This window comes from Streptomyces sp. NEAU-YJ-81 (genome assembly GCF_017592595.1).
GTDB classification, from domain to species: domain Bacteria; phylum Actinomycetota; class Actinomycetes; order Streptomycetales; family Streptomycetaceae; genus Streptomyces; species Streptomyces hygroscopicus_B.
The window spans coordinates 1-24350 of the sequence record NZ_JAGFNO010000065.1 but is presented as its reverse complement, the minus strand read 5'-3'; the positions used below and the strand labels follow the sequence as shown (position 1 = coordinate 24350).

The following is a 24350-nucleotide window of genomic DNA, read 5'->3' as shown; positions in this document are numbered from 1 at the left end:
CAGGCGCAGGCAACGGACGCATCGACATGATCTCCCCCTCGCCCCCAGGAAACAGACCCGACAACGAGCAGTGTCCACCGCACCCGAAGGTCATTTCAGGTGAACCATCACATCGACCAACAGAGTCTGTGGGGGCTCGAATAATCATCGCTCCTGGTCAAGCGGGATATCTGTACTCGTTGATCACGCCACCGAGGACGCGGGTGCGCAGGACTCGGCGGCTGGCGCTTCAGGACTGGAGGTGGTTGTTCGTGGGCTTGGGAGAGTAGTTGGCGTCGGGCCCGGTGGGGGCGGTGTGCCTTGTAGTGCCTCTGATATTCGGCCAGGACGTGGCGTGCGTGAGCTTCGTCGAGGATGAGTATGTGGTCGAGGGCTTCTCGGCGGAGGGCGTGGGTGCCGGAAACCGTGTTACTCCTACGCGACCTGCGTGTGTTCGTGGATGAGGCCGCCGAGTCGATCGCGTCGATGGATGCGAATTGTCGGTGGTGGTGAGTGGTTCGGGCTCGGTGAGTCGGTCGGGCGCCCGTTGCTCGAAAGATCGGTGCGGCCGGTGTCTGTTGTAGTGCTCCGCGTACTCGCTGAGGACGAGGTGGAGATGGCGTTCTCCGGTGATCAGGATGCCGTCGGTTGCCCCGCGTCGGCATGATCCGATCCAGCGTTCGGCGATGGTGTTCATCCGGGGCACCTGGGGCAGTGTGGGTATGACGCGTACGCTGGCCGCTTGGAAGACGGCGTCGAAGCTGTCGGTGGAGTAGGCGCCGCGGTCCCGGATGAGGAACCTGATCGACTCTGCGGGGTCACCGAGGTCCATGAGGTAGTTCCGCGCTTGCTGGGTGATCCAGGGTCCGGTGGGGTGTCGGGTGATGCCGGCGATGTGCGCGCGACGGGTGCTGTGGTCGACGAAGAACAGTGGTGGGCGCCATCGTTAGCGCCCGGATACAGGCTTGTGACGGTCATGACCAGGCTGCTGTGGCGCGGACCGCACCCTGGCAGAAGCCACCGGGGTGCCCTTCAATCGGGGTGAAGAATGGACGCACTGTGCCACATTGATCGAGGAAGCCGCAGTGCTCGCCCGGCCAGGCTGCCAGTGACGGGTACTTTCAGGCCCCTGACTGGGGGCTAAGGGCGAAGCTCTCCGCGCCTGGCTCACGGGTAGAGGCGCGGAGGCTTCGCAGTCTTCAGGCGTTCTCCAAGAGGGTGGAGAGGAACGCCGTATTGGCGGCCGTGTCGTGGCCGAGTACGAGTGCGTGGTGCGGGAGCTTCGCCAGACGCTCGGCGACTGCACGGCGGGCAGACTCGCTCCCGCCGCCGTCGATCCCCTCGGCCAGGCCGAAGACGTCGGGGTAGCGGTCCTCGGTACTCCCGCTCATGAAGTCGGCCTCAGCCACCTGACGCGCCTCGTGTGTCAGGGCAGGGTCCGCTCCGGGGGTGATGCGAGGGAACAGCAGCGCGACAGCGCTGCCTTCGGTCGCCAGGCGCATACCGAACCAGGTCACGAACTGGTCGGGGAAGAGCTGCGCCTTCCTTTCCCGCTTACCGTCGCCGGGCGCCCACAGTGGCTCCCGCTGCCCGGCGAGGAGCGCGTCGGTCACCACCTGGTGCTGGGTGGGGTGTAGCTCCTCCCCAGCCTGGAGCCGTTCGCGCACCATGTCGTACAGACCGAGGGCGTCCAGCAGACCCAGGCCGAGCGCGGCAGCAGATGGCCACGGCAGCACTCGCAGCCTCTCGCCTTCGGGGCGTACGAGCACCCGGTCGTTTGCGAGCAGGTCGTGCCCCCAGGAGGCCAGCAGCATGGCCACGGTGGTCTTCCCGGCGCCCTTGGAGCCGAAGGTGAGAACGGTGCGGCCGTCACGGTCGGCGGCAGAGGCGTGCAGTACCGTCCAGCCGGAGCGCAGCAGTTGCGCGCGAACCATCTCGCGGGCCAGGCGCGAGGCCGCGACGGCGACCGGCTGCGCCGTGCGCCCGGCGATCGTCAGGCGCTGGCGTTCCGGCTGGAACCGGTAGGCCAGTTGCTCGTCGGGGGAGACCGCTACGACAGCGCCGTCCCGGTCGTGGGCGACCAGCATTTTGGTCCTCGCGTAGGTGATTTCATCGTGCTGCAAGGTGTCGACCAGCAGCGACAGATCGTCCACGAGCTCCGGGTCGACGTCGGCGAAGACTGCCGGGAACCCACGATCGGTTTCGACGGGGGTGATGGCCGAGGCGTTCCACCAGGCGCCGAAGTAACGGTCGGCCCAGCTGGTGATGGCCGGGGTATGGCTGATGACGGTCACGCCCGCGTCGGCGGCGGTGATGCGGGTAGCGGTAGCGGTCACGGGAGGGTCCTTTCAGAAAGGGACGGAATGGGATCCAGCACTGGGCCGAGGGCCTCATATGCGGTGCGGAGCTTGGCATCAGCGGCTCGGAAGTGAGCGGCCTCGCCGGGGGTCAACCGTGGGAGGCACGGTATGGGCTGGCCTGCGGTGAATCGCAACGGAATTCCCAGCCAGCCGCCTTGGTAGGCCGTGGAGAGCTGCGTGGTGCCGTCGGCCAGGCCGAGGGCCAGGTGCAGGGCTTCGAGCACGGCACCGGCGGGCCCGTAGCGGGTGCGGCCGATACCGGCGCTGATCCGCCCGGGCCTCGAGCACAGTTCGTTGAAGATCACCCGAACGGGCACGTCCGCAGGCTCATCGTTGACGGTGGTCGACGATGCGCACACGACCAGGTGATCACCGTGCTCGCCGATCACCTGCCCGCTCACTGCCGCCAGCGGTGCCCCGACGTGGGCGGCGAGCATCGTCCGGTAGCGCGCGGTGTCCAGGGCCGAGCCGATCCCATACACCCGGCGGCAGCCGGAGGCGTCGGCGAACAGCCGTGCCATCAGATCGACCGGATTGGTCACCATCAGCACGGTGCCGCCATAGCCGCGCAGCTTCCCCGCGAGCCAGGCGACCAGGGCGCCGTTCGCCGAGGCACCGGCCATACGGACGTCAGTGGCGCGGGAGTTGGTGAATGATGCCCGCAATGCGACCACCACGGCGTCGCAATCCATGAGGTCGGCCGGGTGGCTGGTCAGCGGGTGGGTTGACCCGCGCAGCGCGGTACGCATGTCGTCCAGGTCCGTCACCAGTGCGGCCGTGCGTGAGGATGTGCGCGAGGTGACCAGCAGGCGGGAAGCCAGACCGGAGGAGACGAGTGCCGCGGCCGTGGCTTGTCCGACCGCGCCCGCGCCGACTACGCCGATCGCCCCGATCGGAGCCGCACCCCTGCTCATGACGCCGCTGCCCTGATCAGCGCCAGCCCCTGCTCCCACACGGCATCGGCTTCAAGGCCGTGCGCGAGGCCGTCGGTGAGCCGGTCGAGAATGATGCAGACCACGGCCGCGCGCTGGACGACCGCCTCGGCTTGGGCGGGGAGAGGAAGGGCGGCGGGTGCGGAGAGATAGCTGGTGACGATGTTGACGGTGTCCATCAGCCACAGCACCAGCAGCTCCCGCAGGCTGGCCTCCCTCGCCCGGCTGGAGCGGTGGGCCAGCTGGGCGTGGAGGACGGCGTCGATGCCGCTGGTGATCTGCCGCCCGGCCTTGTCTCCGGGCCGGGCAGCGACCAGCAGCAAAGCGGTGCGGCTGACCAGCTTGGCCGTGTCCACACAGGCTCTCCCGGGCTGAAGGCCGGGGTCGATGAACACCGGCTGCCCGCCAGGTCCAGGGAAGTAGACGTGCTCGGGCTTGAGGTCGCCGAACGTCACCACCTGGTTAGAGCGCGGAGTGGGGGAACGGAATCGGCTTAACCGGGCGACGGTCTGCCGCAGCAGTTCGACCCGGCGGCCTCGCTCTTCGAGAGCGCAACGCTGTTCGCCGAGTTGGTCAAGGAGCGCCTGTCCACTGGGGCCGTGGAACTTCCGCCTGAAGGTGACGGCGATGCTGCGCTCCCGGATCGGGGCCGGAGTGCCAGGGCCGTACTGCGCGGCCGGAAGGTGGAGCCGGTACAGCTCGCGCAAGGGCGCGGCAAGCAACTCAGCCGCCTCCTGGGGCCGTTGGAGCAGCAGCTCCGCAAGACTCAGGCCCGGTACAGCCTCGGTGAACAGAACTCCCCTTGACGAACCGACGGCGCGGCATGCCTTAGGCCGGCCGAGCGTTGCCAGGAATCGCAGCTGCGCGGCTTCCCGCTTCGTCAGTGAGTCCTGTCGCCGGACGTACGCTGCCTGATCTCGGCGGATCTGGTCCCAGCCACCGCAGGAGCCGCGCAGCAGGGACACCAGCGACACACCGAGCACCGAGTACTTCGCGTACCGCTCTGCGCCATCGACCTTCAGTCGGCGGACGTAGGTCGTGACGCTGGGCACATGCACGCCCGCCTCGATGACCGCATGTGGCCACAGCTCGGTGGCAGCCTGCCTTATCTCGGCGTCCGCGAAGGTGAAGACGTCCTCCAGGTCCGGGGCCGCACTAGTGGACGTGTTCACAGCAGAAGTGTTCACGTACGCCTCCAAGGGGTCGTGGGCCCGATTCGGTCCCGACGCCCGCTCAGTGAAGCCAGCGACGCCATTGCCGATAACCCCGCCATGGGACCCCCACGATGGGGTTACCGTCATCCCTGACAGCCCGTCACCGTCAGGCCAGACAACCCGGGGGTCACCGTGCACTTCCCGCCATCACCCGCTGAGCTTCCGCCCGCGCTGCTGGCTGATCCGAAGTTCCTGCGAGCGGCCCGGGCGCGGGAATTCAGCGTGGTGTTTTCCATGGCACACGAGACGGCGAGGATCAGCTTCAACCGGATCGCGGAAGCCTGCGGGCTGAAAGCGGAGCGTGTCAGCAAGGTCGCCCGGGGTGAAATGTCAGTGACCGCTTTCGACACGGTTGAGCGCATCGCGGATGGACTTCGCATTCCCGGTGCGCTCCTCGGGCTCGCTACGCGACCCTGGGAGTCAGACCCGCACAGCACCGAGCCCCACCATGGAGATGACCCGATGAAGCGCCGCCAGATGCTGCGCAGCGCGGTCGCCGCCGGTCTCACCGGCACTGCGCTCGCCGCCCTGACCGACACCCGCCAGTCGTTCGATCACGCTCTGGCGGCCGATACCCCGGCCGACCTGCCCGATCTGGAAGCAGCTGCGGAGAGCTACGGATACGGCTACCACGGCCAGGACCCCGCCAAGGTCCTGGCAGACCTCGTTGCTGACTTCGACGAAATCCGCCCGCACCTCGAAACGCCACAGCCTGTCGCCGTTCGCACGCGGCTGTGCCGGACGGCAGCCCAAATGGCGGGCATGACGGCCATCGTGCTGCACGACCTGGGCGCCCGCAGAGAAGCTCGCAATTGGTTCGGCACAGCCGCCCGGCCCGCCGAGGAATCCGGCGACCGGCAGCTGCATGCGTGGACGGCCGCACGGGAGGCGATGGTGCCGCTGAACTACGGCGCTCCCCAAGCGGCAGCCGCCCAGGCCGAGGACGCCCGCCGGGTCGCCGGCACCGCGCCGTCGGCAGCCGCTGCTCTGGCAGCGGCGGTCGCCGCCCGCGCGCACGCCCTGTGCGGTCAGACCGAGCAGGCCAGGCTTGCCCTCGCCGACTCCGAGCGGCTGATGGGGCGGCTCGGCGCTGAGCAGCGCGCGGATACCTGGTTTGGATACCCGGAGCAGAAGCACCACGTCCACCTTTCGCACGCCCTGACCGTGCTGGGCGAGACCGTCCGCGCCCGTGAGAGCCAGCAGCGAGCGTTGGATTTGTCCGCGCCGACCAGCACCATGACTCGCACCCTGCTGGTGCTCGACGCGGCCACCTGCGCCCACCGAGACGGCGATACTGAGCAGGGCTGCCGCCAGGCGACCGCCGCGTTCGCGGCTCTGCCGCCGGCGTACCGCACGGGACTGACGCGGACCCGGGCGATGGACCTGTACCGCAGCATCCCGGCATCCAGCCACCGCGAACCCGCCGTGCTGGCCTTCAAGGAGGCACTCGCGGCATGAAACCGAGTCGCGGACGCTCGCTACCCGATCTTGGGCCCGCCCCATGTCGGAGGCTGCGGTTACGGTGACGGTGTTCTATCAACCGTGCTGGTGGCTGCTTGCACGGATAGCGCCCCGCTGTGGAACTCAGGCGGGGCGCTGTCGCGTCAACCGGCGGCCGGCACGGTAGATCAGGCCGCCTTGCCCCAGTCGGACCCGTCCGCTGCGGTGGCCGACGCCCACAGCACCAGCAGCCGCGTGTACTCCACGGCCCGCTGCTTTGTGGCGGGCTCGTCCATGAGAACCCGGATACGGCGGTTGATCTCGTCCAGGGCAGGGGGCATCACACGGCCTTGCGGCCGGAAGGTGGGCATGTCCCTACCGTACGGCGAGGCACCGACAGCGGCCGTGGGCCGTGCTGGCCTATTCGCCGGCCGAGAGATGCCGCACGGCTGCCTCCACCGCGGCCTCCAGGGCGGCCCGGTTGAGCTTGGCATCCGTGGCGTCGGTGGTGATGGCCGCCTGGCTCTTGGCAGCGGCCTCGCGCCAGCGCGTCCACTGGCGTTCCCGCTCCTCGCCCACGAGCCCGTTGAGCGCGGAGTATTCGGCTTCTGTCGCCTGCTGGAGGGTGATCGGTCTGTCGGGGATTTTCACGCGTTGGATCATGAGCGCGATGCCTCGGGCCCCCGCATGATCCCTCCCGCCTCCTGGCCTCCGAAACACGTCGGCCCTCGCTTCTGCGAGGGCCGATCGTCGCGCGCCCGGCGGTGCCGGGAGTACCGTTCTGAGTGTCGAGGTCAGAACGGAGACCAGTATGCCGCAGACTTCAACCGCTCTGGGAGACAACGTGCGTGCGCATCGACGCCGCGCCGGAATGAGCCAGGAACAGCTCGCGAGCGACGCCGACCTTTCGGTGTCGGTCATCCGGAAAATCGAACAGGGAGGCCATGCCCGAGTAGAAACCCTCCACGCCATCGCCCGCGCGATGGGAGTCGAGACCGCCGCCCTATTCGCCACCGACGCTCCACAACCCGTGGTCGGGGACGAAGCCAACCGGCAGATGCTTGCCCAGCTCCGCCGTGCGCTCATGCCCCCCGTGGGGATCACCGAGACCCTGTCGGAACCCGGTCGGGCAGAGGACTTGTCAGACCTCGGTCGGCGAATCGAGGACGGGCACGCCCTGTACCACGCCGACCGGTACGACTCCGTCGCCCGCCTGCTGCCCCGCCTGCTGCGGAGTGCAGAAGCCTCCGTCCTGGCGGCAGAGGATGACGAGGGCGAGGCGCGTGCCCGCGCCTTGCACGCTCAGGCGCTCCTGCTCACGGGGAAGTACTTGACTCAGGTGCGCCAGTACGACATGGCGTATCACGCGCTCGCCGAGGGGATCCGGGTCGCCCGGGAGGCCGGGCAGACACTCAGCGCGGCGACCGGCGTCATTGGCATGTGCTGGCTCCTGCTGCGTCAGGACCGGTTCGGCGAGAGCGAGCGCCTGGCTGCCGTTACCGCCGAGCAGGTTGAGCCGCGGGTGTCGTCCGCTACGCCCGGGGAACTGGCCGCCTGGGGGGAGCTTTCACTGCGCATCGCGTCAGCAGCCGTGCGTAACAACAGGCCCGATGAGGCTGCCGAGGCTCGGCGCATGGCCGCATCTGCGGCGACTGCGCTGGACCAAGAGCACATCGACTACCGCACTCACTGGACGACATTCGGCCCGGTGACGGCGGAGTTGAAGGCCGTCGAGGACCTGGCAATCGCTGGTGACGTGAGGGGTGTGCTGCGCCGTGCGGATGAGGGACTGCTCGCCCAGAAGGCGCTGCGGAAGTTCGGCAAGCCGTCCGCGAACAATTGGGACCGGCACCGCTTGGACGTGGCCAGGGCGCATGTCACGCTGGGATGCACGCAAGACGCCATGGACGAACTGAACCGCCTCAAGCGGTCGTCCGGCCACTGGCTCAAGCATCAGCCGATGGCTCGATACATCATGCGCGACATGCTGACGAAGCGTAAGCGGAGCCTGACCCGCGACATGCGGTCCATGGCCGCTCACCTTGACATCCATGCCTAACTGACACGCAGCGTGGTAGTTCGCTTGCGATCGGTCGCGAACTACCACGCTACGTGCGTGGCTTGAAACTCTCTGCCCCCATACGGTCCGTCACACCACCGTGAAGACCTACGCCGGGGGCAGACCATGCGTAGAACGACCAACGAACGCCAGGAGCGCCGTGCGCTCGCTGACGCATCCATTACCGCAACAACGCCGGTGACCCAACCCGGCCCATTAGCGCCCGCGCCTCGTAGTTTCCTGGCCCGGCATGGAGACCCGCGCCATTGGAGCGCAGGGCACTGGAAGACATACCTCGAGCTGGGCGGAGCGTCATGACCGCCACCGCCCGGCCCTCTGCCATCGGGGCGCCGGCCTACTCGCAGTCGTACCTCCGCGAGAAGGAGTCTGCTGCGCTCGTCCGGAAGATGGTGCGGACTGTGTTGGAGACCTGGCACCTGCCCAACCTCGCCGATGGGGCGGAGCACGTTGTATCCGAGCTGGTCGCCAACGCCGTGGATCACGCCCGCGGCCGCTGTTTCCGCTTGGTCGTGACCCGGACCAGCGATGACCGCGTGCGCGTCTCGGTCATCGATAGGAGCCACGACAAGCCAGAGCGCAAGACCCCCTCGCCCAGTGAGGAGCGCGGTCGCGGCCTGGCCGTCGTCGATGCCTTCTCCGCTTCATGGGGCGTTGATCAACTGCCGTGGGGAAAGCGAGTCTGGGCCGAGCTGGAGGCCGATCAGTGAGTGGCTCGACCATGCCTGAGCTGGTGGGTTGTGGCGTTGGCGTGCTCGACAGGGCGTTCGCCATGCTCGACGTCATCGCACAGGGCGTAGCCTCCCCTGCCGAGATCGCGGCGGCTACCGGCATCCCGCGCAGCAGTGTCGTTCGACTGCTCCGCGCCATGATCATTCTGGGATTGGTCGCCCGGGAGGGCGGCCAGATCATGATCGGGCCGCGAACGGCCCCGCTGGCGGCTGCGGCTGACGGTGGCCCTATGGCGGGCCCAGGAGCGGAAAAGCTCGCCGCGCTGCGTGTGGCGACCGGCGCCTCCGCCGTCCGCCTTCACCAGCGCTGTGGCCCCGCCGGGACCGTGCGGGTCTGCAGCGCCGAGGTACTGGACCCCCATGCACCGGACCGGCCGCAGCTCGGGGTGTCCATCCCGCTGATTGCCGACCCTGTCACACAGACATTCCTCGCCTGGCAGTCGGCGGGTCCCATCCGTGGTGCCTCGTGTCGCACGGTCCCGTATACACCCGACATCCTGACCTGGACCCGACGTCGGGGATGGGCGCAGGGAGTCATTGGCCGTGATCGCCGTCTCGCCATCGCGGCTCTGACGACGGCTCCGGGGCGCGTGCACGGCAGGGCGCTGATCAAGGCGGCCTCGGAGAGCGACGTGATCAGTGAATGCCACTACCACAGCGGCGAGGCGGTGGGCCGCGGTGCTCCGCGAGCGGTGAGCAGTCTCCACCTGCTGACCACCACACGGCGGAGGACCGTATGAGTGCACCATCCCGAAGCAAGATCCGACCGCCGCGCGAGGGCGAAGCGCCAGCCGCCGCCGCGCTGGTCATCGGGGCCTACCTGCGGGCCGTACGGCTTGCGCGCGGTCTGACGGGCAGTGAGGCCGCGGGGACGATTGGCTGCTCTGCCGCCAGGCTGTCACGGGTGGAGACTGGCCGCCTGCACTGGACCGCGGACGCGACCGACCTCCTGGAACGCTATGGCATCGATGACCTCCCCAGCCTCACCGCAGTGGAATACCTCCTCCAGGGGCCGCATCGGCACATTCTGAGCGACCACGCGCCGGGATGGCTGGACCGGCTCCATGCCTGCCTGCGACAGGCGGAGACCGTGGTCATCTACAGCGCGTTTTCCATCCCCCACATGGTGCGGATCCCGACGTACCCGACGGATTCCCTGACCCAACGGCTCCGGGGCGGCCCGGTCCGCGTCCGCCATGCACAGGTCACCGTTGACAATGGCGAAGGCGTGACGCTGGTTGTGGACGAGCTGGCGCTGGAGAGGCTGCTCAGCCAGCCGTCCGTATGGTCGGCCCAGCTCTCTCACCTCCGGCAGCTAGCCAGTTCGCCACAGGGGCCGCGGATGCTGGTCCTTCCCTTGGACGTTGGGATGATCCCTCCCGCCAGCCTCATGTACGGAATGACGCTCCACGGGCACGTCATGGTCGCGGAAGAGGGGATCGGTTTCGTCTCCTACTACACCGGCGACGAAGCCGCGCAAAGGTGTCACTTTCTCTCGGCCGCCTTGGACGCCGGACTGCCTTTCGAGCAGGCAGTTGTAGGGAGGACTGCGTGAGCGCTCAAGCAGACCGTGCGGACAACCGCCGGTGGGTCAACCTTGGTTGCTCTTTGGCGGTTATTCATTCCCCATCCTGCTCGGTGCCCCTCGCTCAGGGAAAGGGCTGCCCCTTGAGTGGGACCCGGCCGCACAGCGCGACTCGGCGCTGTGGGGGGTGCGGCAGGCCGGCCTCGACCTGGACGAGGATCACCCCGGCGTGCCGGGCCGCCCGTGGCAGCTCGTCTGCACCCAATGCGGCACTCCTTTGAGGATGAGCCTGACCTCCGTAGGCGGCGGCACGCGATGCTGCGGGCTCCCGCCCTCGCCCTGACCGGGCGGGCCGCTGACAGTCCGACTCCCACCGGACGCGCCCAGGTCAGCGGCCCGCCCCCTTCCTCCGCCTTCCCGCCGCTCATGCCGTTCGACGAGCCGCCGCCCTAACCACGCACTACCAGAAAGAGGACGCCCATGAGGCTCGATGCCGTGCCTCCCAGCCTCCGCCCGGACACCCCTCTTGGCCTGAAGCGCGCCGATGACACCTGGAACGCTGTCGAGGCTCCCAGCGACTGGGGACGCCTCACCCTGGACGCCCTGGGCGAGCACGCCGGGGCAGTCCTTGAGGACGCGGTGTTCCGCCGTCTGGTCTGGTTTGTCCCGCCGGGAGGGATTGACGACTGGCCCGCCCCTGCGTCGTTGCGCCTCACCCTGTACCGGGCTGGAGACGAACTTCTCGTGCCCCAGTGGAGTGGCTACAAGGGGATGAACACCTGGCTCCGCACACCAGCGACCGGGTTGTTCACCGATCCCGAGGCGCTGCGCTCGGCCATGGAGGAAGTGGTCGGGCCGCTGGATGAGGCCGACAGAGCGGACTTCGTGGTGGTGTGCCACTTCTGCGCCACCCCCACGCGCGACGCTGAGGTGATCGACCGCCGAGAGTCGGAGAACGGCCGCCTGTACCGCCGCTACGCCTGTAGCCCGTGTCTGCGCGCCACCGGTGGCGATCGCGTCCACCTCCTGGGCCACCAGCGGGGCCCGCAATGAGCTCCGGTACTGAACAGCTGCTGTGCGTGGTGATCGTGGCGGCGCTGCTGGGCGTGCTCGGCTACGGCTTCACCCACCCGTGACTCCCACCCCGGCCGGGTGTGCCCGTGAGCCCCGGCGGGGTGGTCCCGGGCTCCGCTCCCTACCCCCGGGGGGAGGGCGGCCGGAGCCGTCACGACAGGAAAGGAGGCTGCTCGTGGAGCGGCGATGGACCTCGGGTGAGTGCTGGCTGTGGTGCGAGCGCATCGCGGTCCTGGTGCTGTGGCTCGGACCGGTCCTCTGGGAAGGCGGCAACGTCCCCCTGCACGCATGCGAGCGGTGTATCCGACACCTGGAGAGCAAGGCCCGGGGCACCCTCATCCGCGGCGGCGCCCCATCGCCGGCGCCCGAACGGCAACGATGGGCGCCGGGTGACTGCTGGCTGTGGTGCGAGCGCGTCGACCTGCCGACGCTGCTGCTCGGCACGGTGGAGAGCGCGGGGTGCCAAGTGCCGCTCTACGGTTGCGACTCGTGCATACGGCGCCTGGAAGACAAAGTGCGCGCCGCCCTTCGGTACGTCCCTGCCTGATGAGACTCCCGCCCCCGGCCGCGCTGACCTGAGCGTCGCCCGGCCGGGGCGCGGGCATCACCGCCAACCGTGGGGGGCTCGTATGACAGCCCGCCCGATCATCACCGGCGCCCAAGCCTCGTCCCGCTACTTCCGAATATCCGTAGATCACCCCCGCCGCAATGCGCTCGTCCAGGCTTGCGAGCCGTGCAACGAGAAGTGCGCGCACTGCTTCGTCTTGGCGACGCACCGCGGGGAGTACATGCCGCTGGACGACATCCGCAAGCGGCTGATCTTGCAGCTCGCCGAGGTCCGTGTCAACCGGGTGACTATCACCGAGGGTGAGCCTTTCATGCACGCCGACTATGTTTCGTAGCTCCGACACACGCGGCGGAGTTGGGGTGTCCAGCTTTTATCGCCGACGAAAAAGCGGTGGCAAGTCGTCGCTGAGATAAGTACCCAAGGCGGCTGGCTTTCTCTCGAAACTTCGAAAGGCTTCGCGTTCCATTACTGATCTTTGATCTCGAACGCTGCGTGGCTTAGTCCCGTAGATAATTTACTTGTGGAGCGGCAGCCATGGCCAGAAATATAAATCCAGCAAAGTTCTCTCGGCAGGGTAGTTCCGCTCTCGGTGAGTTCACGGTGTCGTGGTCGTGTCTCAAACGCGATCAGTCCGGAGGCCGCCCGCATGGCACTCATCCTCTTCAGCGCTGCACCGGTTCTTCCATTCGTCGCCCGAAGCGCACCGTTCCTACTTCATGAGGCGTGTGCCTGCGTGCGTTCTGGGCGTGGTCGCCATCGTCGTGTCAGGCGTGGCCGACACGCTGCACGAGGTGAAGAGAGATGACCTTGGAGTCTGGCCGCCAGGAAAGCGTTTGGCGTTGGAACAGTTGCACGCCCGGAGCCGCGGCTCAAGCCCGTGCGGCTCTCAGGCGTACCCTGGCCCAACTAGACCTGCCTGGCGAGGTAGTCAGTGACGCGGTGCTCGCTGCTTCGGAGCTCATCGCTAACGCCATCGAACACGCCTGCGGCCCATACGAAATACGGCTACGCCGCACCGACGCCGGGCTCACCTGCGAGATCCAGGATGGAGACCCATACCTCCCGGGAATTGCCCGTTCTCTCGCAGCAGCGCCGCTAGGTTCAGAGCTTCAAGAGCCTGGTAGCACACGTGATGACCTGGCCGAATCGTTGCCCGAGCGGGGTAGGGGTATGAGCATCGTTAACCAACTCACCTCTGGATGCTGGGGGTTTCGTCCTATGGGATCTGAAGCGAAGATCGCATGGATGGGGATCCCCGGCTCGGGAAGCGATGACACCTAATCTCAACAGGGGACGACCTCTTTGCCCCGATTGACCCGTCGCGTGTCTGTCAATGCACTTACGGACACGCGGCGGTCACCAGTATGGATGACATGCGGATGCTGCGTCCGTAGAGTCACGGCAGTTCTGGTGCAATGGAAGACTGGTGGGATGAATGATCCTCCGCGCACGCGTACTGCTGTGATTGTCAGAATAGTGAGAACGCGGCGAGATTTCCGTCTCCTGTGGGATTGAGGGGAGCAGGGTGAGGGAAGCTGCCGTGGATAGCGGAGACCGCTATGTTGCTGTCGGAGATTTTCGGAAAGCGGAAGGGTGAGATGATGCGCAGATTTGGCTCTTTGGGGATGGGCGGGATCTCTGCATCTATCTTGGTGGTCGGAGTGTTCCTGGTTGGCTGTTCGAAGGCAGATTCGAGTGCGGAGTCGCCAATCGGGCATGAGGGAAAGCACTTGCAGAGACCGTCTCCAAGTGTGGTTAGCGGGCCGGAAGGCTCCGCCTTGATGGCTTACCGTGCGATGTGGCGCGACCTGACAGCGGCGTCGCTTACCTCCAACGCTGCCTCCCCGTCGCTGGATGACCACGCCAGGGACGGTGCTCTTGAACTGATGAAGTTCGGCTTGAAGAAGGCCAAGAAGGAGAAGTTGGTTAGTAAGGGGGCGCCGCTTGTAGACCCGGAGGTCGTGTCGGCGATCGGTAGCGAGGTCAAGCTGCGCGACTGTGTGGATGACAGACACTGGCTTCAGTACAAGCTCGGTGGCGAATTGAAGAACAATCTCCCTGGAGGGCATTTCAGAACTGACGCAACGGTACGTCGGGTCGGCGGCGTATGGAAGGTCTCCTACCTCTACATGCACGAGGTCGGGTCGTGTTGATCGAGCATAGGGCGGCAGCACGGCTCTTGGCAGCCACCGGGTGCTTGGTGATCGGAGCGACGATGGCCCCCGTTGCGTGGGCGGATGGTTCAGGCGGCCACTTTGGCGGGGTGACGTGCGCTCTTGGCGGATGCGAGGTGCGTGCTGAAGTTCGTGGCAGAGGTGCCACAGGTGTTGGTCGGCAACGCAATGTTCATTCTCGGCGAGGTCTACCGCCTCGTGGCAGGAGTGCTCCTTTCAGGCGACCGACGATCGCGTCGGATGGTTGGGAGCTCGATCTTGGTGAGGGTATGGGGATTCTGCCTCGCTTCGATGGCGAGAAGCCGAAGAAGTTCAGACTTGAGCATAAGCAGAGGGTGCCGGTCGAGGTTGTTGTTCGACGGGCTGTGGAGAAGCTGCGGTTGCCGGAGCCGGTGATTCGTACGAGTCCGGACGAGGATGACGTACAGGTGGTGGGGGTGCCGACATGGATGTGGGTTCAGCACAGCACCTGGGCACCGGTTACTCAGACGGCTGAGGTCCCGGGGCTGAGGGTGTCCGCGACAGCCATTCCGCGCAGGGCGGTGTGGTCGATGGGGGAGGGCGGCGTGGTGACGTGCACCGGACCCGGGACCTCGTATTCGCGTAAGTTCCGGCCGGAAGAGCCGTCCCCGGATTGTGGCTACACCTATCGGATGTCGTCGTTGGCTGAAGCGGGTCGGAAATTCAAGGTTTCGGTGCAGGTTGCATGGGATGTTGAGTGGCATGGCGGTGGGCAGGCCGGGCGGGTGCCAGGGCTGGTGATAGCCGCCGAGCGGCCGCTTGCGGTCGATGAGGTGCAAGCAGTCGTCGTGCATTGAGAAGTCAGCAACAGCACGCGGTTCGGTGGGATACCGACCGGACTTGATCAGCGAGTTCTTCTTTCCTGTGGAGCGGATTGTGGGTACCTCCATCTCATCTCTGGGTCCGAAGCGCATGGGCGCCGGGCTGCCGGGGGCGCGGCGGCCTGACACGCAACGGCGGCCGTCGGTGGCGACGGGCGGGGCGCGGCGCAGATCGGGATGGATCTGGGCTGGCGCGGGAACGGTGGTTGTCTCGGCCGTCGGTTTCGCACTTGTCGCCTCGTCGGTGGGCGAGCGACGTGATGTGTTGGTGCTGGCGCGGGATCTGCCGTCCGGCCATGTTCTTACGGCGGGTGATCTGCGTCGGGCGGAGGTCGCTTCCGGTACGGGGGTTGTGCAGGCTGAGGACCAGGCGGAGGTGCTGGGGCGGCTGACGAGGGTGCCGTTGGTGGCTGGGTCGCTGTTGTCGCCAGGGCAGTTCGGCGGGAGGGGAGCCTTTCCGCCCAAGGGCCAGGCAGAGGTGGCCTTCGCTGTTGAGGCGGGCAGCGTGTCGCCGGGTGTGGTGCGTGGTAACCGGGTTGCCGTGCTGGAGGGGCCCGGCGGCACGGGAGGCGGGGCCGGGGATGGGGAGGCGGCTTCGGCTGCTGTTGTGGGGACGGTGACGGGGTCGAGGGCTCCTGAGTCTCCGGGCGGTGTGCGTGTGGTGACGGTGCTGGTGGAGACCGGAGCAGTGCGTCGGGCCGCAGGCATGGAGCATCCGCGTGTGGTGGTGCTGCCTGCTGAAGGGCGGGAGGCGCCGTGAGGCGGTTGATCACGGTGGGGTCACTCAAGGGCGCGCCCGGGGTGACCACAACCGTGTTGGCTCTTGCGGCGGCCTGGCCGGACCGGGCTGATGACGGGGTGCGGCCCGTGGTGGTGGAAGCCGATGTTTCGGGTGGGGATCTCGCGGTGCGGTTCGGCTGTCCGCATACGCCGGGGTTGCTGGACGTGGCCACTGCGGCCAGGAAGGACCATCCCGGCTCGCTGCTGGGAGCGACGGCTGAACTTCCCTTCGGCGTGCGGGTGGTGGTCTCACCGGCGGGAGGCAGGGCATGCGCTGAGGCAGTTCGGCTGATTGCCGAGTCCGGGCAGCAGGTGCTGCTGGGCGACGAAAGCGATCAGGGCACCGTCGTACTGGACGTGGGCCGTCTCGGTGTGGGCGTCGAGGGTCTGCTGGACGCGGCTGAGACGGTGGTGCTTGTGTCGCGCGGTGGGGCCGACGCGCTGGCGCACGTGTTTGCGCACCTGACGGAGGCCGGACCCTTGGTGGAGCGATATGTGCTGGTTGTGATCGGTCCATGTCCGTATGGGCCGGGGGAGATCAGCGCGACGCTCGGAGTGGCACGGGTCGTCTTCTTGCCGTGGGATCCGAAGGCAGCCGCCGTTCTGGCCGGCCACTCTCGTGCGGCATTGCGCATCAGCAGGTGGAAGGGGCTGCGGCTGATGACGGCGGCGGGTGAGGTGGCACGGCAGCTGAGCGGGACCGGTGAGGTGGCGGTGTCGGGGTTGAGTGGCGATCTCGCGGGGCTGGGCGCCGTGCCACCTCAGGGCGGCACTGTTCAGCATGGCCTGGCGGGGCTGGCGGCGAAGGAGGCCGGCTCGTGAGCGCGATCGTGGATGGTGCTGTGTGTGGCGCTGGTGAGCGGGAGCTGGCGGAGACGGCACGGCAGCGGGTGGTGGCTCGCTTGGCGGCGTACGCCGATGAGCGGGAAGCCGCTGGGCTGCCGCCCGAAGGCGAGGCTCAACGCAGGGCGACGACCCAGCGACTGGTGGAGGAGGAACTGGCTGCGCGGGCTCGTGCGGCATTGGCCCAGGGCAGTCTCGCCTTCGACCGAGCAGTGGAGGAGCGTATCGCGCAGACGGTCATCGACGCCTTGTTCGGCGCCGGCACTCTGGAGCGGCTGCTGGCTGACGAGTCGGTCGAGAACATCTGCGTCAACGGATGTGACACCGTATGGGTCCGCCGAGCGGATGGCACGTGGCGTTCAGGGCCCCCGGTAGCGGCCTCGGACGCCGAGCTGGTGGAGATGGTCCGCACGCTGGCAACGAGCGTGGAGGGCGAGGAGCGCCGTTTCGACCGGGGCGTGCCCCGGCTGAATGTGCAGTTGCCGGACGGCTCGAGGCTGTTCGCGGTGATGGCTGTCACCGGGCGGGTGTCACTGTCGGTGCGCCGTCACCGGTTCCCTGCCGCCTCGATGGAAGATCTGGTGCGGCTCGGGGTGTGCGATGAGCCCATGGCCGCTCTGTTGTCGGCGCTGGTGCGAGCGCGGAAGAACATCATCATCGGCGGTGGCACCAATGTGGGGAAGACCACCGTGCTGCGCGCGTTCGCCTCCCGGATTCCGCCGACCGAGCGGCTGATCACGATCGAGGACACCTTCGAACTCGGCCTCGACACGGATGAGGCTGCTCACCCGAATGTGGTGGCGATGCAGGCCCGCGAGCCCAATATCGAGGGCCAGGGCGCCATCGATCAGGCGGAGCTGGTGCGCTGGGGGCTGCGCATGTCCCCGGACCGGGTGATTGTCGGCGAGATCCGCGGCAGTGAGGTCATCCCGATGTGCAACGCGATGAGCCAGGGCAACGACGGTTCGCTGTCCACGATCCACGCCTCCACCTCCCGCGGGGTGTTCACCAAGCTGGCCGCCTACGCCGCCCAAGCCCCTGAGCGCCTGTCTTTGGAGGCGACCAACCTGCTGGTGGCCTCCGCCGTCCACTTCGTGGTGCATCTGGCGTGGGACGCAGAGGGGAAACGGGTGATCGACTCAGTGCGTGAGGTCGTCGATGCCGACGGGCCGCAGCTGGTCTCGAACGAGATCTACCGTCCCGGGCCGGACGGCCGGGCTGTCCCGGCCACGCCCCCGCGCGCCGAAACACTCCACGACCTGATCGGGGCCGGGCTGGACGCTCAAGCGGCGGGCTTCACCTGGTGGGGAGCAGGCCGATGACCGTGCAACGGCTGGGCGAGGCGACCGGCGTCGTCGCCGCGATCCTCGGTGTCCTCTTCGGTACCGGCGTCCTGCTGATCATTACCGGCGTGCTACGCCGACCCGTTCCCCACGGCGCCCCGGCCAGCGGGTGGCGGCAGTGTATGGCTAGCCGCCTCCCCGCCGGGTGGAACCGGCGCCGCCTCACCATCGCCCTGACAGCCGGAGTGGCGACGGGGGCGTTGACCAGGTGGCCGGTGGCCGCCGTGCTGACCACAGCGGCACTGCTCACCCTGCCCGGTCTCCTCGGACCGGACCGGGCCACCGCTCGGCGGACCGAGCGGATGGAAGCCCTCGCGCTGTGGACGGAGATGCTGCGCGACACCCTCTCCGCCGCTGCCGGACTGGAACAGGCTGTCCTGACCACCGCCGCCATCGCCCCCGCGCCGCTGCAACGAGAATTGCATTGCTTGGCCGCATCGATCCGATCCTCCCAGCCGCTGCCCGCCGCCTTGCGGACCTTCGCCGACGAGGTGGACGACCCGCTCGCTGACGTCGTGGTCGCTGCCTTGGTGACGGCCGCTGAACGGCAGGCCAGCCAACTCGCCTCGCTCCTGGGGGAACTGGCCGACTCGGTCCGCGAACAGGTGGCCATGCGCCAGCGCATCGACGCCGGCCGCGCCAGCATCCGCACCGGCGTCAGAGTCACCGTGACCGTCACCCTCGGCATGGCCGTCGGCCTGACCGTCTTCAACCGGCCCTACCTGGACCCCTTCGACACCCTCACAGGCCAGCTGGTACTGGCCGTCGTCGGCGCCCTGTTCGCAGCCTCCTTCACCTGGCTCACCGCCATCGGACGTCTTCACGAACCGGTACGCCTCGTCGGCCACAGTTCCGCCGACGCGCCAACGTTTGAGGGGAGGGCAGGGTGATCACCATCGTGCTGGGCGCCGCATTCGGTGCCGGGCTGGTCGCCCTGGCCTACGGGCTGCGCCCACCTCGGCCTGCGCTTGCCGATGTGATTGCCTCCCTCGACGCCACGCCCGGAACATTGGCCGAGACGGGCGCACCGCACGAGGACCCGGAATGGGCAACGCGCCTGGGCCGTAGAGCAGTGCCCCTGGTGCGGGCCCTCGGCTTTCCCACCGCGACCCTGCGCGCAGACCTCGCCGTCTGCGGGACGGACGTGGAAAAGCACCTGGCCGGCAAAGCAACCTGCGCCGCCGCTGGACTGCTGACGCCCTGGATCGCGCTCGCCCTGGTCCGCTTCGGGGCGGGCATCGACATCGGCTGGTGGATGCCGCTGTCCGGCTCCCTGGTCCTTGCCGCCGTGCTGTTCTTCCTCCCGGACCTCACTGTCCGCAAGCAGGCAGCTGATCGCCGACAGCAGATGCGACACACGCTCACCTTGATCCTCGACCTGACTGTGATCGCCCTGGCCGGCGGAGCCGGTATCCAGCAGGCCCTGGCCGACGCCGTCCAGGGCCCCCGCGGCTGGGCCGCATCCAAACTCCGCCACGCCCTGCACGTCGCCCAGCTCACCCGGACCAGCCCCTGGCAGCACCTGGGAGACCTCGGACAACACCTGGGCGTCAGCGATCTGACGGAACTCGCCGCCACGCTCAACCTGGCCGGCGCCGAGGGCGCCAAAGTGCGCGCCTCACTCGCTGCGAAGGCCCGCGCCATGCGGCGCCGCCGCCTGTCAGAAGCCGACGGAGCAGCTCAAGCGGCCACCGAACAGATGTCCCTGCCCGTGGTGCTCCTCTTCGCTGCTTTCCTGCTCCTCATCGGCTACCCAGCCCTCGCACACGTCCTCGCTATGACCTGACCACCCCGCCCCCATGGCTGCTGCCGCCACCAAACCGGAGAACGATCCCTATGCCGCACCCGATCCTGCAGGCACTCGCCGCCCTGCGCGACCACGCCGACCTCGTACGCCGCCGCGCTCGCGACGACGCGGGGTATACCACCGAAACCATTGTTGTCACCGCGCTGCTGGCCATCCTCGCCCTCACTACGGTCGGCATCATCACCGCCAAGGTCCTCGGGAAGGCCCATTCCATCGACCTGGGGTAACCGGTGAACCACCTGCCGTACCGACTACGAGACCTACACAGCGACCGCGGTGCCGCCACCACTCAACTGGTCATCGTCGTCCCCACGCTGCTGATCCTCGCGATGCTGATTGTCCAGTTCGCGCTGGCCTGGCACGCCCACCACATCGCTCAATACACAGCCGAACGGGCCCTGGCCGCCGCCCGGGTCCAGCACGGCAGCGCCGCGGCCGGCCAAGCGCAAGCCGTACGCAGCCTGTCCCAGCTCGGCAGCCACGTCCTTTCCTCCCCCTCCGTCACGGTCCGCCGTACCTCCACCCAGGCCACCGTGCGCGTCCAGGGAGAGGTGATGCCCGTTGTGCCGGGCCTGCGTCTGACCGCGAGCGGGGCAGCCTCCGGAGCCGTCGAACGGATCACCCTCCCGGCCGGAGCACACTTATGAGCAAGGGAACAGGCACCGCCCCGACCCCAACGGATCGCGGCTCGGCCGCCGTGGAACTCGTCCTGCTTACTCCACTCCTCGTGCTCATCTTGATGACCGTCGTCGCGTTGGGGCGCCTGGCAGACGCCCGGCTCGTCGTTGCGGACGCCGCTCACCAGGCCGCACGTGCGGCCTCCATCGCCCGCACCGAAACCGGAGCCCGCACCAGCGCCCGCAGCACCGTCCACGCCGCCCTCCACCACGCAGGCGCAGCATGCTCACGCCCCGCGGTCGCCCTCTTCACCAGCGGACTCAAGTCAGGCGCCACTGCCACCGTGAAAGTCACCTGCACCGTCGACCTGGGAGACCTGACCCATACCGGCATGCCCGGCCGGATGACCCTCCAGGGCACTGCCTATTCGCCTGTCGACGTTCACCGGAGCGCACCGTGAAACCCCCCATGCATCCGCACCTGAAACTCCTGTGCGCGGAGGCGACGAAGAGGGGAGACCGCGGGCAGGTCACCGCCTTCGTTGTCGGCGTGGTGGCAGCACTGTGGCTGTTCACGGGAATCGTCGTCGACGGCGGACTGGCCTTGGCCGGCAAGGCACGAGCCCTGGACGTGGCGCAGGAGGCGGCCCGCACCGGCGCCCAGCAACTGGACATCGGCCGACTCCGCAACACCCAGGACCTCCGACTCCTGACCGGCAAGGCCGCCCGGGCTGCTACCGCCTACGTCACTGCCACCGGCGACTTTGGGCAGGCGAAGGTGCGCGGCGATGAGGTCACTGTGAAGGTCACTCACCACCAGCGCGCTCAGATCCTGCAACTGGTCGGCATTCGCGCTCTGACCGTCACAGCCCATGCCACCGTGCGCGCCGAACGCGCCAACCCGTAGCGCACCCGCCACATTGAAGAGGGGCGAACCCGCGTATGGCCTACCGATCCTCATCGAAAGCGAGGCTTGGGGCCTTCCTCACCGCCACCGCCACCGGCGCCATCACCCTCGCCCTGCTGGCTGGCATGCCCTACGTGCTCTGGCACGCGACCGGCGTGCCCTGGCCCGACCGCATCGGCTCCTGGCATGACCTCAGCGCATGGCTCATGCAGCCGGTCGCCGACCCGGTGATGGTCGACCTGCTGGCGATGGTGGGCTGGGTGTGCTGGGCCGCCTTCGCCTGGTCCCTGGTCACGGAAGCGGCCTGGTACGCACTGCACCTTCCGCAACTGCTGCGCGACCGCACGGCGCACGCGGCCCATCTGGAGACACTGCCGGTGCAGCGCGCTCTGGCCGCCTTGTGTATCGGCACACTCGCCCTCGCCGTTATCAGTCTCTGGCGCCCCCCTGCCGCGAACGCGCATCAGCACACACCCGTAGATGGAGTGCGCGCCCCTATTACCGCTACAGCTCCCGCTCACGCAGGGTCGACGAAGGACAAGGGCGAATCCGATCCCACAAGAGCAGCACGGAGCACCCAGGCGCGCGGCGTGGAGTACACCGTGGCGGAAGGCGACACCCTGTGGGATATCGCCGGTACCCACCTGGGTGACCCCCTGAAGTGGCCGCGCGTCTACGCCCTGAACAAGAACCGCATCCAGGCCGACGGCCAGCGACTGACGGACCCAGACCAGCTCACCCCTGGCTGGCAACTCACCATCCCCACCACCCCCGCCGCCTCATCACCGAACCATTCAGCCCCACCCACGGCCCACCCTGCACCGACGAAGCCCTCCACGCCGCCCATGCCCACCGCCCAGCCGCCCGCAGATCCGACAGCGGGACACAGCGCGGAGCATGACACCGCCAGCCGAGCCACCGGCGAGCACACCACGAACCACGCGCGGCCAGGACCCGCCGCGATCAGCGTCGGCACTGCGAGCATGATTGGCATCACCACCGCGGCCGGCCTCCTGGCGGCCCTGCGCTTCTTCCGCTTCTACCAAAACCGATTCCGCCGCCCCAGCCTCGACGCACAGCCTCCGCCACTCAGCCCCGTGATCGAAAAGGCCGTCGTGGCCGCCCGCGAGGCCGGCCTGCCCAGATCTACCGCTGCCGACCCGGGCAGGCTCATCACACGCCGCACACCACCCCAACCTCCCCAGCCCGCCTGCACGGTGACCATCGGCACCGCCAACGCATCCGAGATCTCCCTGGACGCCTTGGCAGGAGGATGCGCGTGGACGGGACCCGGGGCTGAGGCAGCCGCCCGCGCACTGGTGATCGGCATCCTCACCGCGGCTGAACGCCTCCGGCCCCAAACACCACGCATCCGGGGCCTACTCACCCAAGACCTCAGCGACCGACTCCTGCCAGGGACGCCACCGGAGTTCAGCGCCCTCGCCTCGGCCGAGGACCTGGACGAAGCAATCCGCCGCGCGGAAGCGCACCTCCTCGCACACGCCCGCCATCACCAAGACACGCAGGAGGCGGCACACAGCCCGCTTCCCGCGACAACCGATGGCCCGGGGGAGCGCACCGGCCCAGACATGCTCGTCCTCCTCACGGAGCCGAATACCGCGCAGAGCAGCTATCTCGCGGCACTGGCCAGCCGAGCACCGCACGGTGCCCTCATCGTCCTGGCCCTCGGCGACCTGCCCGGCACCGCCGCCTGGCGCATCGGATCAGACGGAACCGTCAACCAGCAGACAGGCGACGGCAACTGTGCCAGCAGCCTCCAGCTCTTCCACCTCACCCCCCAGGCCGGACAGGACGTCCTGGACATGCTCCTTACCGCGCACGAAGAGCGCCCACGGCCGCGCATGGTCCCAGGCGCCCGAGCAGCTGCAGACCCACCGCAGCACCCGGACGAGGACGCCGACCGCGACCCGGAAGACGATCCACCCCCTGCCCAACCAGAGCCCGTAGAGCCGGTAAAACTGCGGGAAGCGAACCAGGACAAGCCGGTTCGCTTGAACGTCCTGGGCCCAGCGACGCTCTACGCCCACGGAAACCCTGAACCCGTCGGACTCGGACTCCGGGGCGAAGTACGAGAATTCCTCGCCCTCCTCGCCGCCCATCCCACCGGCCTGATCGCCGACGACATCGTGCGCCACCTCCGGCTCAGCGAAGACCCCGACCAATCAGCAAAAGAACTGAAAAACCTTCGCCGCGCCGTGAGACGCACACTCCGCACCGCCACCGGCCACAGCAAGGCGGAATTCATCCAGCTCCACGGAGAATTGCACAAACTCCATACCGGACTGATCGAAACCGACCTCGCCGCCTTCACCGAAGCCCTCCACCATGCCGCATCCGCCCCTGACGGGCCCGCACGCCTGGCCGCCCTTTGCCGCGCCGTCGACCTGTACCACGGGCCCTTCGCTCACGGTGGTGACTACCCGTGGTGCGACAGCATCCGTGAATCACTGGCGAACAAGGCAGCCGACGCTGTCGCCCACATCGCCCACCACGCCGAGCACACCGGCACCCGCCAGGACGCCGATGCCGCGCTCGACCACCTGGAGAAAGCGATCGGCCTCAACCCCACCCATGAACTCCTCTACCAGCACGCCATCCGCCTGCACCAAGCCGCCGGACGACACGACACCGCCCGCCACACCTTCACGCTCCTTACGCGCCACCTCAACGAACTCGGTCTCGAACCGGACCCTGCTACCCGCGCACTGGTCATCAACAGCACGCGCAGCTCCGCGCGCCCGGGATAACCCCCTCTCCGTGAGCGTCCGCTCAACCTGCCGGATGGCCTGATGGCGTTTGCCCCGTCGTTTCCCCCGTCGTTCAGGGGGCCGTCTCGGGGGCCGCCTTTGGATACGACGCCCCTACGCACCGCATCACCGCAGGCCACACCGCATACGAGCCGGGGGCCGGCGAGGGCGACTGTATATCGGTACAGCAAAGCATCCCGATCTACCTGACTTCAGCGGCCCCGCCACAACCTCACCACACACGTATCACTACCGGCTCGCATACCTGCACGCTGTCCCCCCGTCAGCCAGCATTCATTCCAGATCACCAAAGACCGTTCGTCAGCCGGCAGAACGAGGCAGCGCGGCGGTACCCAGGGCGTAGCCGAG

The 24350-nt window shown here is 68.0% G+C and carries 28 protein-coding genes; 21 read left to right on the top strand and 7 right to left on the bottom strand.

Annotated features, from left to right (window positions below; all coding sequences use genetic code 11):
- Nucleotides 1-229: 229 nt before the first annotated feature.
- From J5X86_RS52740 to J5X86_RS48735, 4 genes are all read right to left on the bottom strand, one after another.
- Nucleotides 230-676 (bottom strand): integrase core domain-containing protein, encoded by a 447-nt coding sequence (locus J5X86_RS52740; protein WP_308124978.1) that lies wholly within the window; start codon nt 674-676, stop codon nt 230-232.
- 502 nt (nt 677-1178) lie between these two features.
- Nucleotides 1179-2315, bottom strand: coding sequence for a hypothetical protein (locus tag J5X86_RS48745; RefSeq protein WP_308124977.1), 1137 nt, complete (start codon nt 2313-2315; stop codon nt 1179-1181).
- A complete protein-coding gene (locus tag J5X86_RS48740) occupies nt 2312-3253 on the bottom strand; it encodes an NAD(P)-binding domain-containing protein (RefSeq protein ID WP_208523021.1) in 942 nt (313 codons plus the stop codon). The genes J5X86_RS48745 and J5X86_RS48740 overlap by 4 nt, the downstream gene beginning before the upstream one ends.
- On the bottom strand, nt 3250-4443 hold the full coding sequence (locus J5X86_RS48735) for a phosphotransferase (RefSeq protein ID WP_308124976.1): 1194 nt from the start codon (nt 4441-4443) through the stop codon (nt 3250-3252). The genes J5X86_RS48740 and J5X86_RS48735 overlap by 4 nt, the downstream gene beginning before the upstream one ends.
- A 174-nt stretch (nt 4444-4617) precedes the next feature.
- On the opposite strand from J5X86_RS48735, the gene J5X86_RS48730 reads away from it, so the two are divergent.
- Nucleotides 4618-5943: a hypothetical protein gene (locus J5X86_RS48730; RefSeq protein ID WP_208523019.1), complete on the top strand. Its 1326-nt coding sequence runs from the start codon at nt 4618-4620 to the stop codon at nt 5941-5943.
- A gap of 170 nt (nt 5944-6113) precedes the next feature.
- Here J5X86_RS48730 and J5X86_RS48725 read toward each other — a convergent pair whose 3' ends face one another.
- Nucleotides 6114-6296 (bottom strand): hypothetical protein, encoded by a 183-nt coding sequence (locus J5X86_RS48725; RefSeq protein WP_208523018.1) that lies wholly within the window; start codon nt 6294-6296, stop codon nt 6114-6116.
- 49 nt (nt 6297-6345) lie between these two features.
- Nucleotides 6346-6576 carry a hypothetical protein gene (locus J5X86_RS48720; RefSeq protein ID WP_308124975.1) on the bottom strand — a complete coding sequence of 77 codons (231 nt, stop codon included), beginning with the start codon at nt 6574-6576 and terminating at the stop codon, nt 6346-6348.
- Nucleotides 6577-6736: 160 nt separating this feature from the next.
- Between J5X86_RS48720 and J5X86_RS48715 the strand changes: the two genes are divergently transcribed.
- From J5X86_RS48715 to J5X86_RS48700, 4 genes are all read left to right on the top strand, one after another.
- The gene (locus tag J5X86_RS48715; RefSeq protein ID WP_208523016.1) at nt 6737-7984 is read left to right on the top strand and encodes a helix-turn-helix domain-containing protein; all 1248 of its coding nucleotides are present in this window, start codon (nt 6737-6739) and stop codon (nt 7982-7984) included.
- A 314-nt stretch (nt 7985-8298) separates the two neighbouring features.
- Nucleotides 8299-8712 carry an ATP-binding protein gene (locus J5X86_RS48710; RefSeq protein WP_208523015.1) on the top strand — a complete coding sequence of 138 codons (414 nt, stop codon included), beginning with the start codon at nt 8299-8301 and terminating at the stop codon, nt 8710-8712.
- Nucleotides 8713-8723: 11 nt separating this feature from the next.
- The gene (locus J5X86_RS48705) at nt 8724-9473 is read left to right on the top strand and encodes a helix-turn-helix domain-containing protein (RefSeq protein ID WP_208523014.1); all 750 of its coding nucleotides are present in this window, start codon (nt 8724-8726) and stop codon (nt 9471-9473) included.
- Nucleotides 9470-10288: a Scr1 family TA system antitoxin-like transcriptional regulator gene (locus J5X86_RS48700; protein WP_208523013.1), complete on the top strand. Its 819-nt coding sequence runs from the start codon at nt 9470-9472 to the stop codon at nt 10286-10288. The genes J5X86_RS48705 and J5X86_RS48700 overlap by 4 nt, the downstream gene beginning before the upstream one ends.
- Nucleotides 10289-10382: 94 nt before the next feature.
- Here J5X86_RS48700 and J5X86_RS48695 read toward each other — a convergent pair whose 3' ends face one another.
- On the bottom strand, nt 10383-10523 hold the full coding sequence (locus J5X86_RS48695; RefSeq protein WP_208523012.1) for a hypothetical protein: 141 nt from the start codon (nt 10521-10523) through the stop codon (nt 10383-10385).
- A gap of 230 nt (nt 10524-10753) precedes the next feature.
- Between J5X86_RS48695 and J5X86_RS48690 the strand changes: the two genes are divergently transcribed.
- The 16 genes from J5X86_RS48690 (at nt 10754) to J5X86_RS48615 (ending at nt 23981) form a co-directional block, all read left to right on the top strand.
- Entirely contained in the window at nt 10754-11311 is a 558-nt protein-coding gene (locus J5X86_RS48690) for a hypothetical protein (RefSeq protein WP_208523011.1), read from the top strand.
- Nucleotides 11312-11507: 196 nt separating this feature from the next.
- Nucleotides 11508-11879, top strand: coding sequence for a hypothetical protein (locus J5X86_RS48685; protein ID WP_208523010.1), 372 nt, complete (start codon nt 11508-11510; stop codon nt 11877-11879).
- Nucleotides 11880-11961: 82 nt separating this feature from the next.
- Nucleotides 11962-12234: a radical SAM protein gene (locus J5X86_RS48680; protein WP_243983290.1), complete on the top strand. Its 273-nt coding sequence runs from the start codon at nt 11962-11964 to the stop codon at nt 12232-12234.
- Nucleotides 12235-12701: 467 nt separating this feature from the next.
- Nucleotides 12702-13181 (top strand): ATP-binding protein, encoded by a 480-nt coding sequence (locus J5X86_RS48675; RefSeq protein WP_208523009.1) that lies wholly within the window; start codon nt 12702-12704, stop codon nt 13179-13181.
- Nucleotides 13182-13459: 278 nt separating this feature from the next.
- Nucleotides 13460-14053 (top strand): hypothetical protein, encoded by a 594-nt coding sequence (locus J5X86_RS51720; protein WP_243983289.1) that lies wholly within the window; start codon nt 13460-13462, stop codon nt 14051-14053.
- A gap of 290 nt (nt 14054-14343) precedes the next feature.
- Nucleotides 14344-14892, top strand: coding sequence for a hypothetical protein (locus tag J5X86_RS48665; RefSeq protein ID WP_208523008.1), 549 nt, complete (start codon nt 14344-14346; stop codon nt 14890-14892).
- Between the two features lie 43 nt (nt 14893-14935).
- Nucleotides 14936-15676, top strand: a complete 741-nt coding sequence (locus J5X86_RS48660; protein WP_308124974.1) for an SAF domain-containing protein — start codon at nt 14936-14938, stop codon at nt 15674-15676.
- 41 nt (nt 15677-15717) lie between these two features.
- Nucleotides 15718-16518, top strand: a complete 801-nt coding sequence (locus J5X86_RS48655) for a hypothetical protein (protein WP_308124973.1) — start codon at nt 15718-15720, stop codon at nt 16516-16518.
- Nucleotides 16515-17861, top strand: a complete 1347-nt coding sequence (locus J5X86_RS48650; RefSeq protein WP_208523006.1) for a CpaF family protein — start codon at nt 16515-16517, stop codon at nt 17859-17861. Before J5X86_RS48655 ends, J5X86_RS48650 begins: the two co-directional genes overlap by 4 nt.
- A complete protein-coding gene (locus J5X86_RS48645) occupies nt 17858-18772 on the top strand; it encodes a type II secretion system F family protein (protein WP_208523005.1) in 915 nt (304 codons plus the stop codon). The genes J5X86_RS48650 and J5X86_RS48645 overlap by 4 nt, the downstream gene beginning before the upstream one ends.
- Nucleotides 18769-19668 (top strand): type II secretion system F family protein, encoded by a 900-nt coding sequence (locus J5X86_RS48640; protein ID WP_208523004.1) that lies wholly within the window; start codon nt 18769-18771, stop codon nt 19666-19668. Before J5X86_RS48645 ends, J5X86_RS48640 begins: the two co-directional genes overlap by 4 nt.
- Before the next feature lie 50 nt (nt 19669-19718).
- Nucleotides 19719-19916, top strand: a complete 198-nt coding sequence (locus tag J5X86_RS48635; protein WP_208523003.1) for a hypothetical protein — start codon at nt 19719-19721, stop codon at nt 19914-19916.
- A 12-nt stretch (nt 19917-19928) separates the two neighbouring features.
- Nucleotides 19929-20336, top strand: coding sequence for a TadE family protein (locus J5X86_RS48630; protein WP_243983292.1), 408 nt, complete (start codon nt 19929-19931; stop codon nt 20334-20336).
- Nucleotides 20333-20767 carry a TadE/TadG family type IV pilus assembly protein gene (locus tag J5X86_RS48625; protein ID WP_243983288.1) on the top strand — a complete coding sequence of 145 codons (435 nt, stop codon included), beginning with the start codon at nt 20333-20335 and terminating at the stop codon, nt 20765-20767. The genes J5X86_RS48630 and J5X86_RS48625 overlap by 4 nt, the downstream gene beginning before the upstream one ends.
- Before the next feature lie 8 nt (nt 20768-20775).
- Nucleotides 20776-21213: a pilus assembly protein TadG-related protein gene (locus J5X86_RS48620; protein WP_208523022.1), complete on the top strand. Its 438-nt coding sequence runs from the start codon at nt 20776-20778 to the stop codon at nt 21211-21213.
- Between the two features lie 35 nt (nt 21214-21248).
- A complete protein-coding gene (locus J5X86_RS48615; protein ID WP_208523000.1) occupies nt 21249-23981 on the top strand; it encodes a BTAD domain-containing putative transcriptional regulator in 2733 nt (910 codons plus the stop codon).
- The last annotated feature ends 369 nt before the right edge of the window (nt 23982-24350 follow it).

Excerpts from the sequence above, each read along its gene's own strand:
- J5X86_RS48700 (WP_208523013.1), top strand. The coding sequence starts at position 9,470 with ATGAGTGCACCATCCCGAAGCAAGATCCGACCGCCGCGCGAGGGCGAA.
- J5X86_RS48645 (WP_208523005.1), top strand. The coding sequence starts at position 17,858 with ATGACCGTGCAACGGCTGGGCGAGGCGACCGGCGTCGTCGCCGCGATC.
- J5X86_RS48680 (WP_243983290.1), top strand. The coding sequence starts at position 11,962 with ATGACAGCCCGCCCGATCATCACCGGCGCCCAAGCCTCGTCCCGCTAC.
- J5X86_RS48710 (WP_208523015.1), top strand. The coding sequence starts at position 8,299 with ATGACCGCCACCGCCCGGCCCTCTGCCATCGGGGCGCCGGCCTACTCG.
- J5X86_RS48740 (WP_208523021.1), bottom strand. The coding sequence starts at position 3,253 with ATGAGCAGGGGTGCGGCTCCGATCGGGGCGATCGGCGTAGTCGGCGCG.
- J5X86_RS52740 (WP_308124978.1), bottom strand. The coding sequence starts at position 676 with ATGAACACCATCGCCGAACGCTGGATCGGATCATGCCGACGCGGGGCA.
- J5X86_RS48715 (WP_208523016.1), top strand. The coding sequence starts at position 6,737 with ATGCCGCAGACTTCAACCGCTCTGGGAGACAACGTGCGTGCGCATCGA.
- J5X86_RS51720 (WP_243983289.1), top strand. The coding sequence starts at position 13,460 with ATGTTGCTGTCGGAGATTTTCGGAAAGCGGAAGGGTGAGATGATGCGC.
- J5X86_RS48725 (WP_208523018.1), bottom strand. The coding sequence starts at position 6,296 with ATGCCCACCTTCCGGCCGCAAGGCCGTGTGATGCCCCCTGCCCTGGAC.
- J5X86_RS48665 (WP_208523008.1), top strand. The coding sequence starts at position 14,344 with ATGGGGATTCTGCCTCGCTTCGATGGCGAGAAGCCGAAGAAGTTCAGA.
- J5X86_RS48705 (WP_208523014.1), top strand. The coding sequence starts at position 8,724 with ATGCCTGAGCTGGTGGGTTGTGGCGTTGGCGTGCTCGACAGGGCGTTC.
- J5X86_RS48620 (WP_208523022.1), top strand. The coding sequence starts at position 20,776 with ATGCATCCGCACCTGAAACTCCTGTGCGCGGAGGCGACGAAGAGGGGA.
- J5X86_RS48615 (WP_208523000.1), top strand. The coding sequence starts at position 21,249 with ATGGCCTACCGATCCTCATCGAAAGCGAGGCTTGGGGCCTTCCTCACC.
- J5X86_RS48635 (WP_208523003.1), top strand. The coding sequence starts at position 19,719 with ATGCCGCACCCGATCCTGCAGGCACTCGCCGCCCTGCGCGACCACGCC.
- J5X86_RS48625 (WP_243983288.1), top strand. The coding sequence starts at position 20,333 with ATGAGCAAGGGAACAGGCACCGCCCCGACCCCAACGGATCGCGGCTCG.
- J5X86_RS48675 (WP_208523009.1), top strand. The coding sequence starts at position 12,702 with ATGACCTTGGAGTCTGGCCGCCAGGAAAGCGTTTGGCGTTGGAACAGT.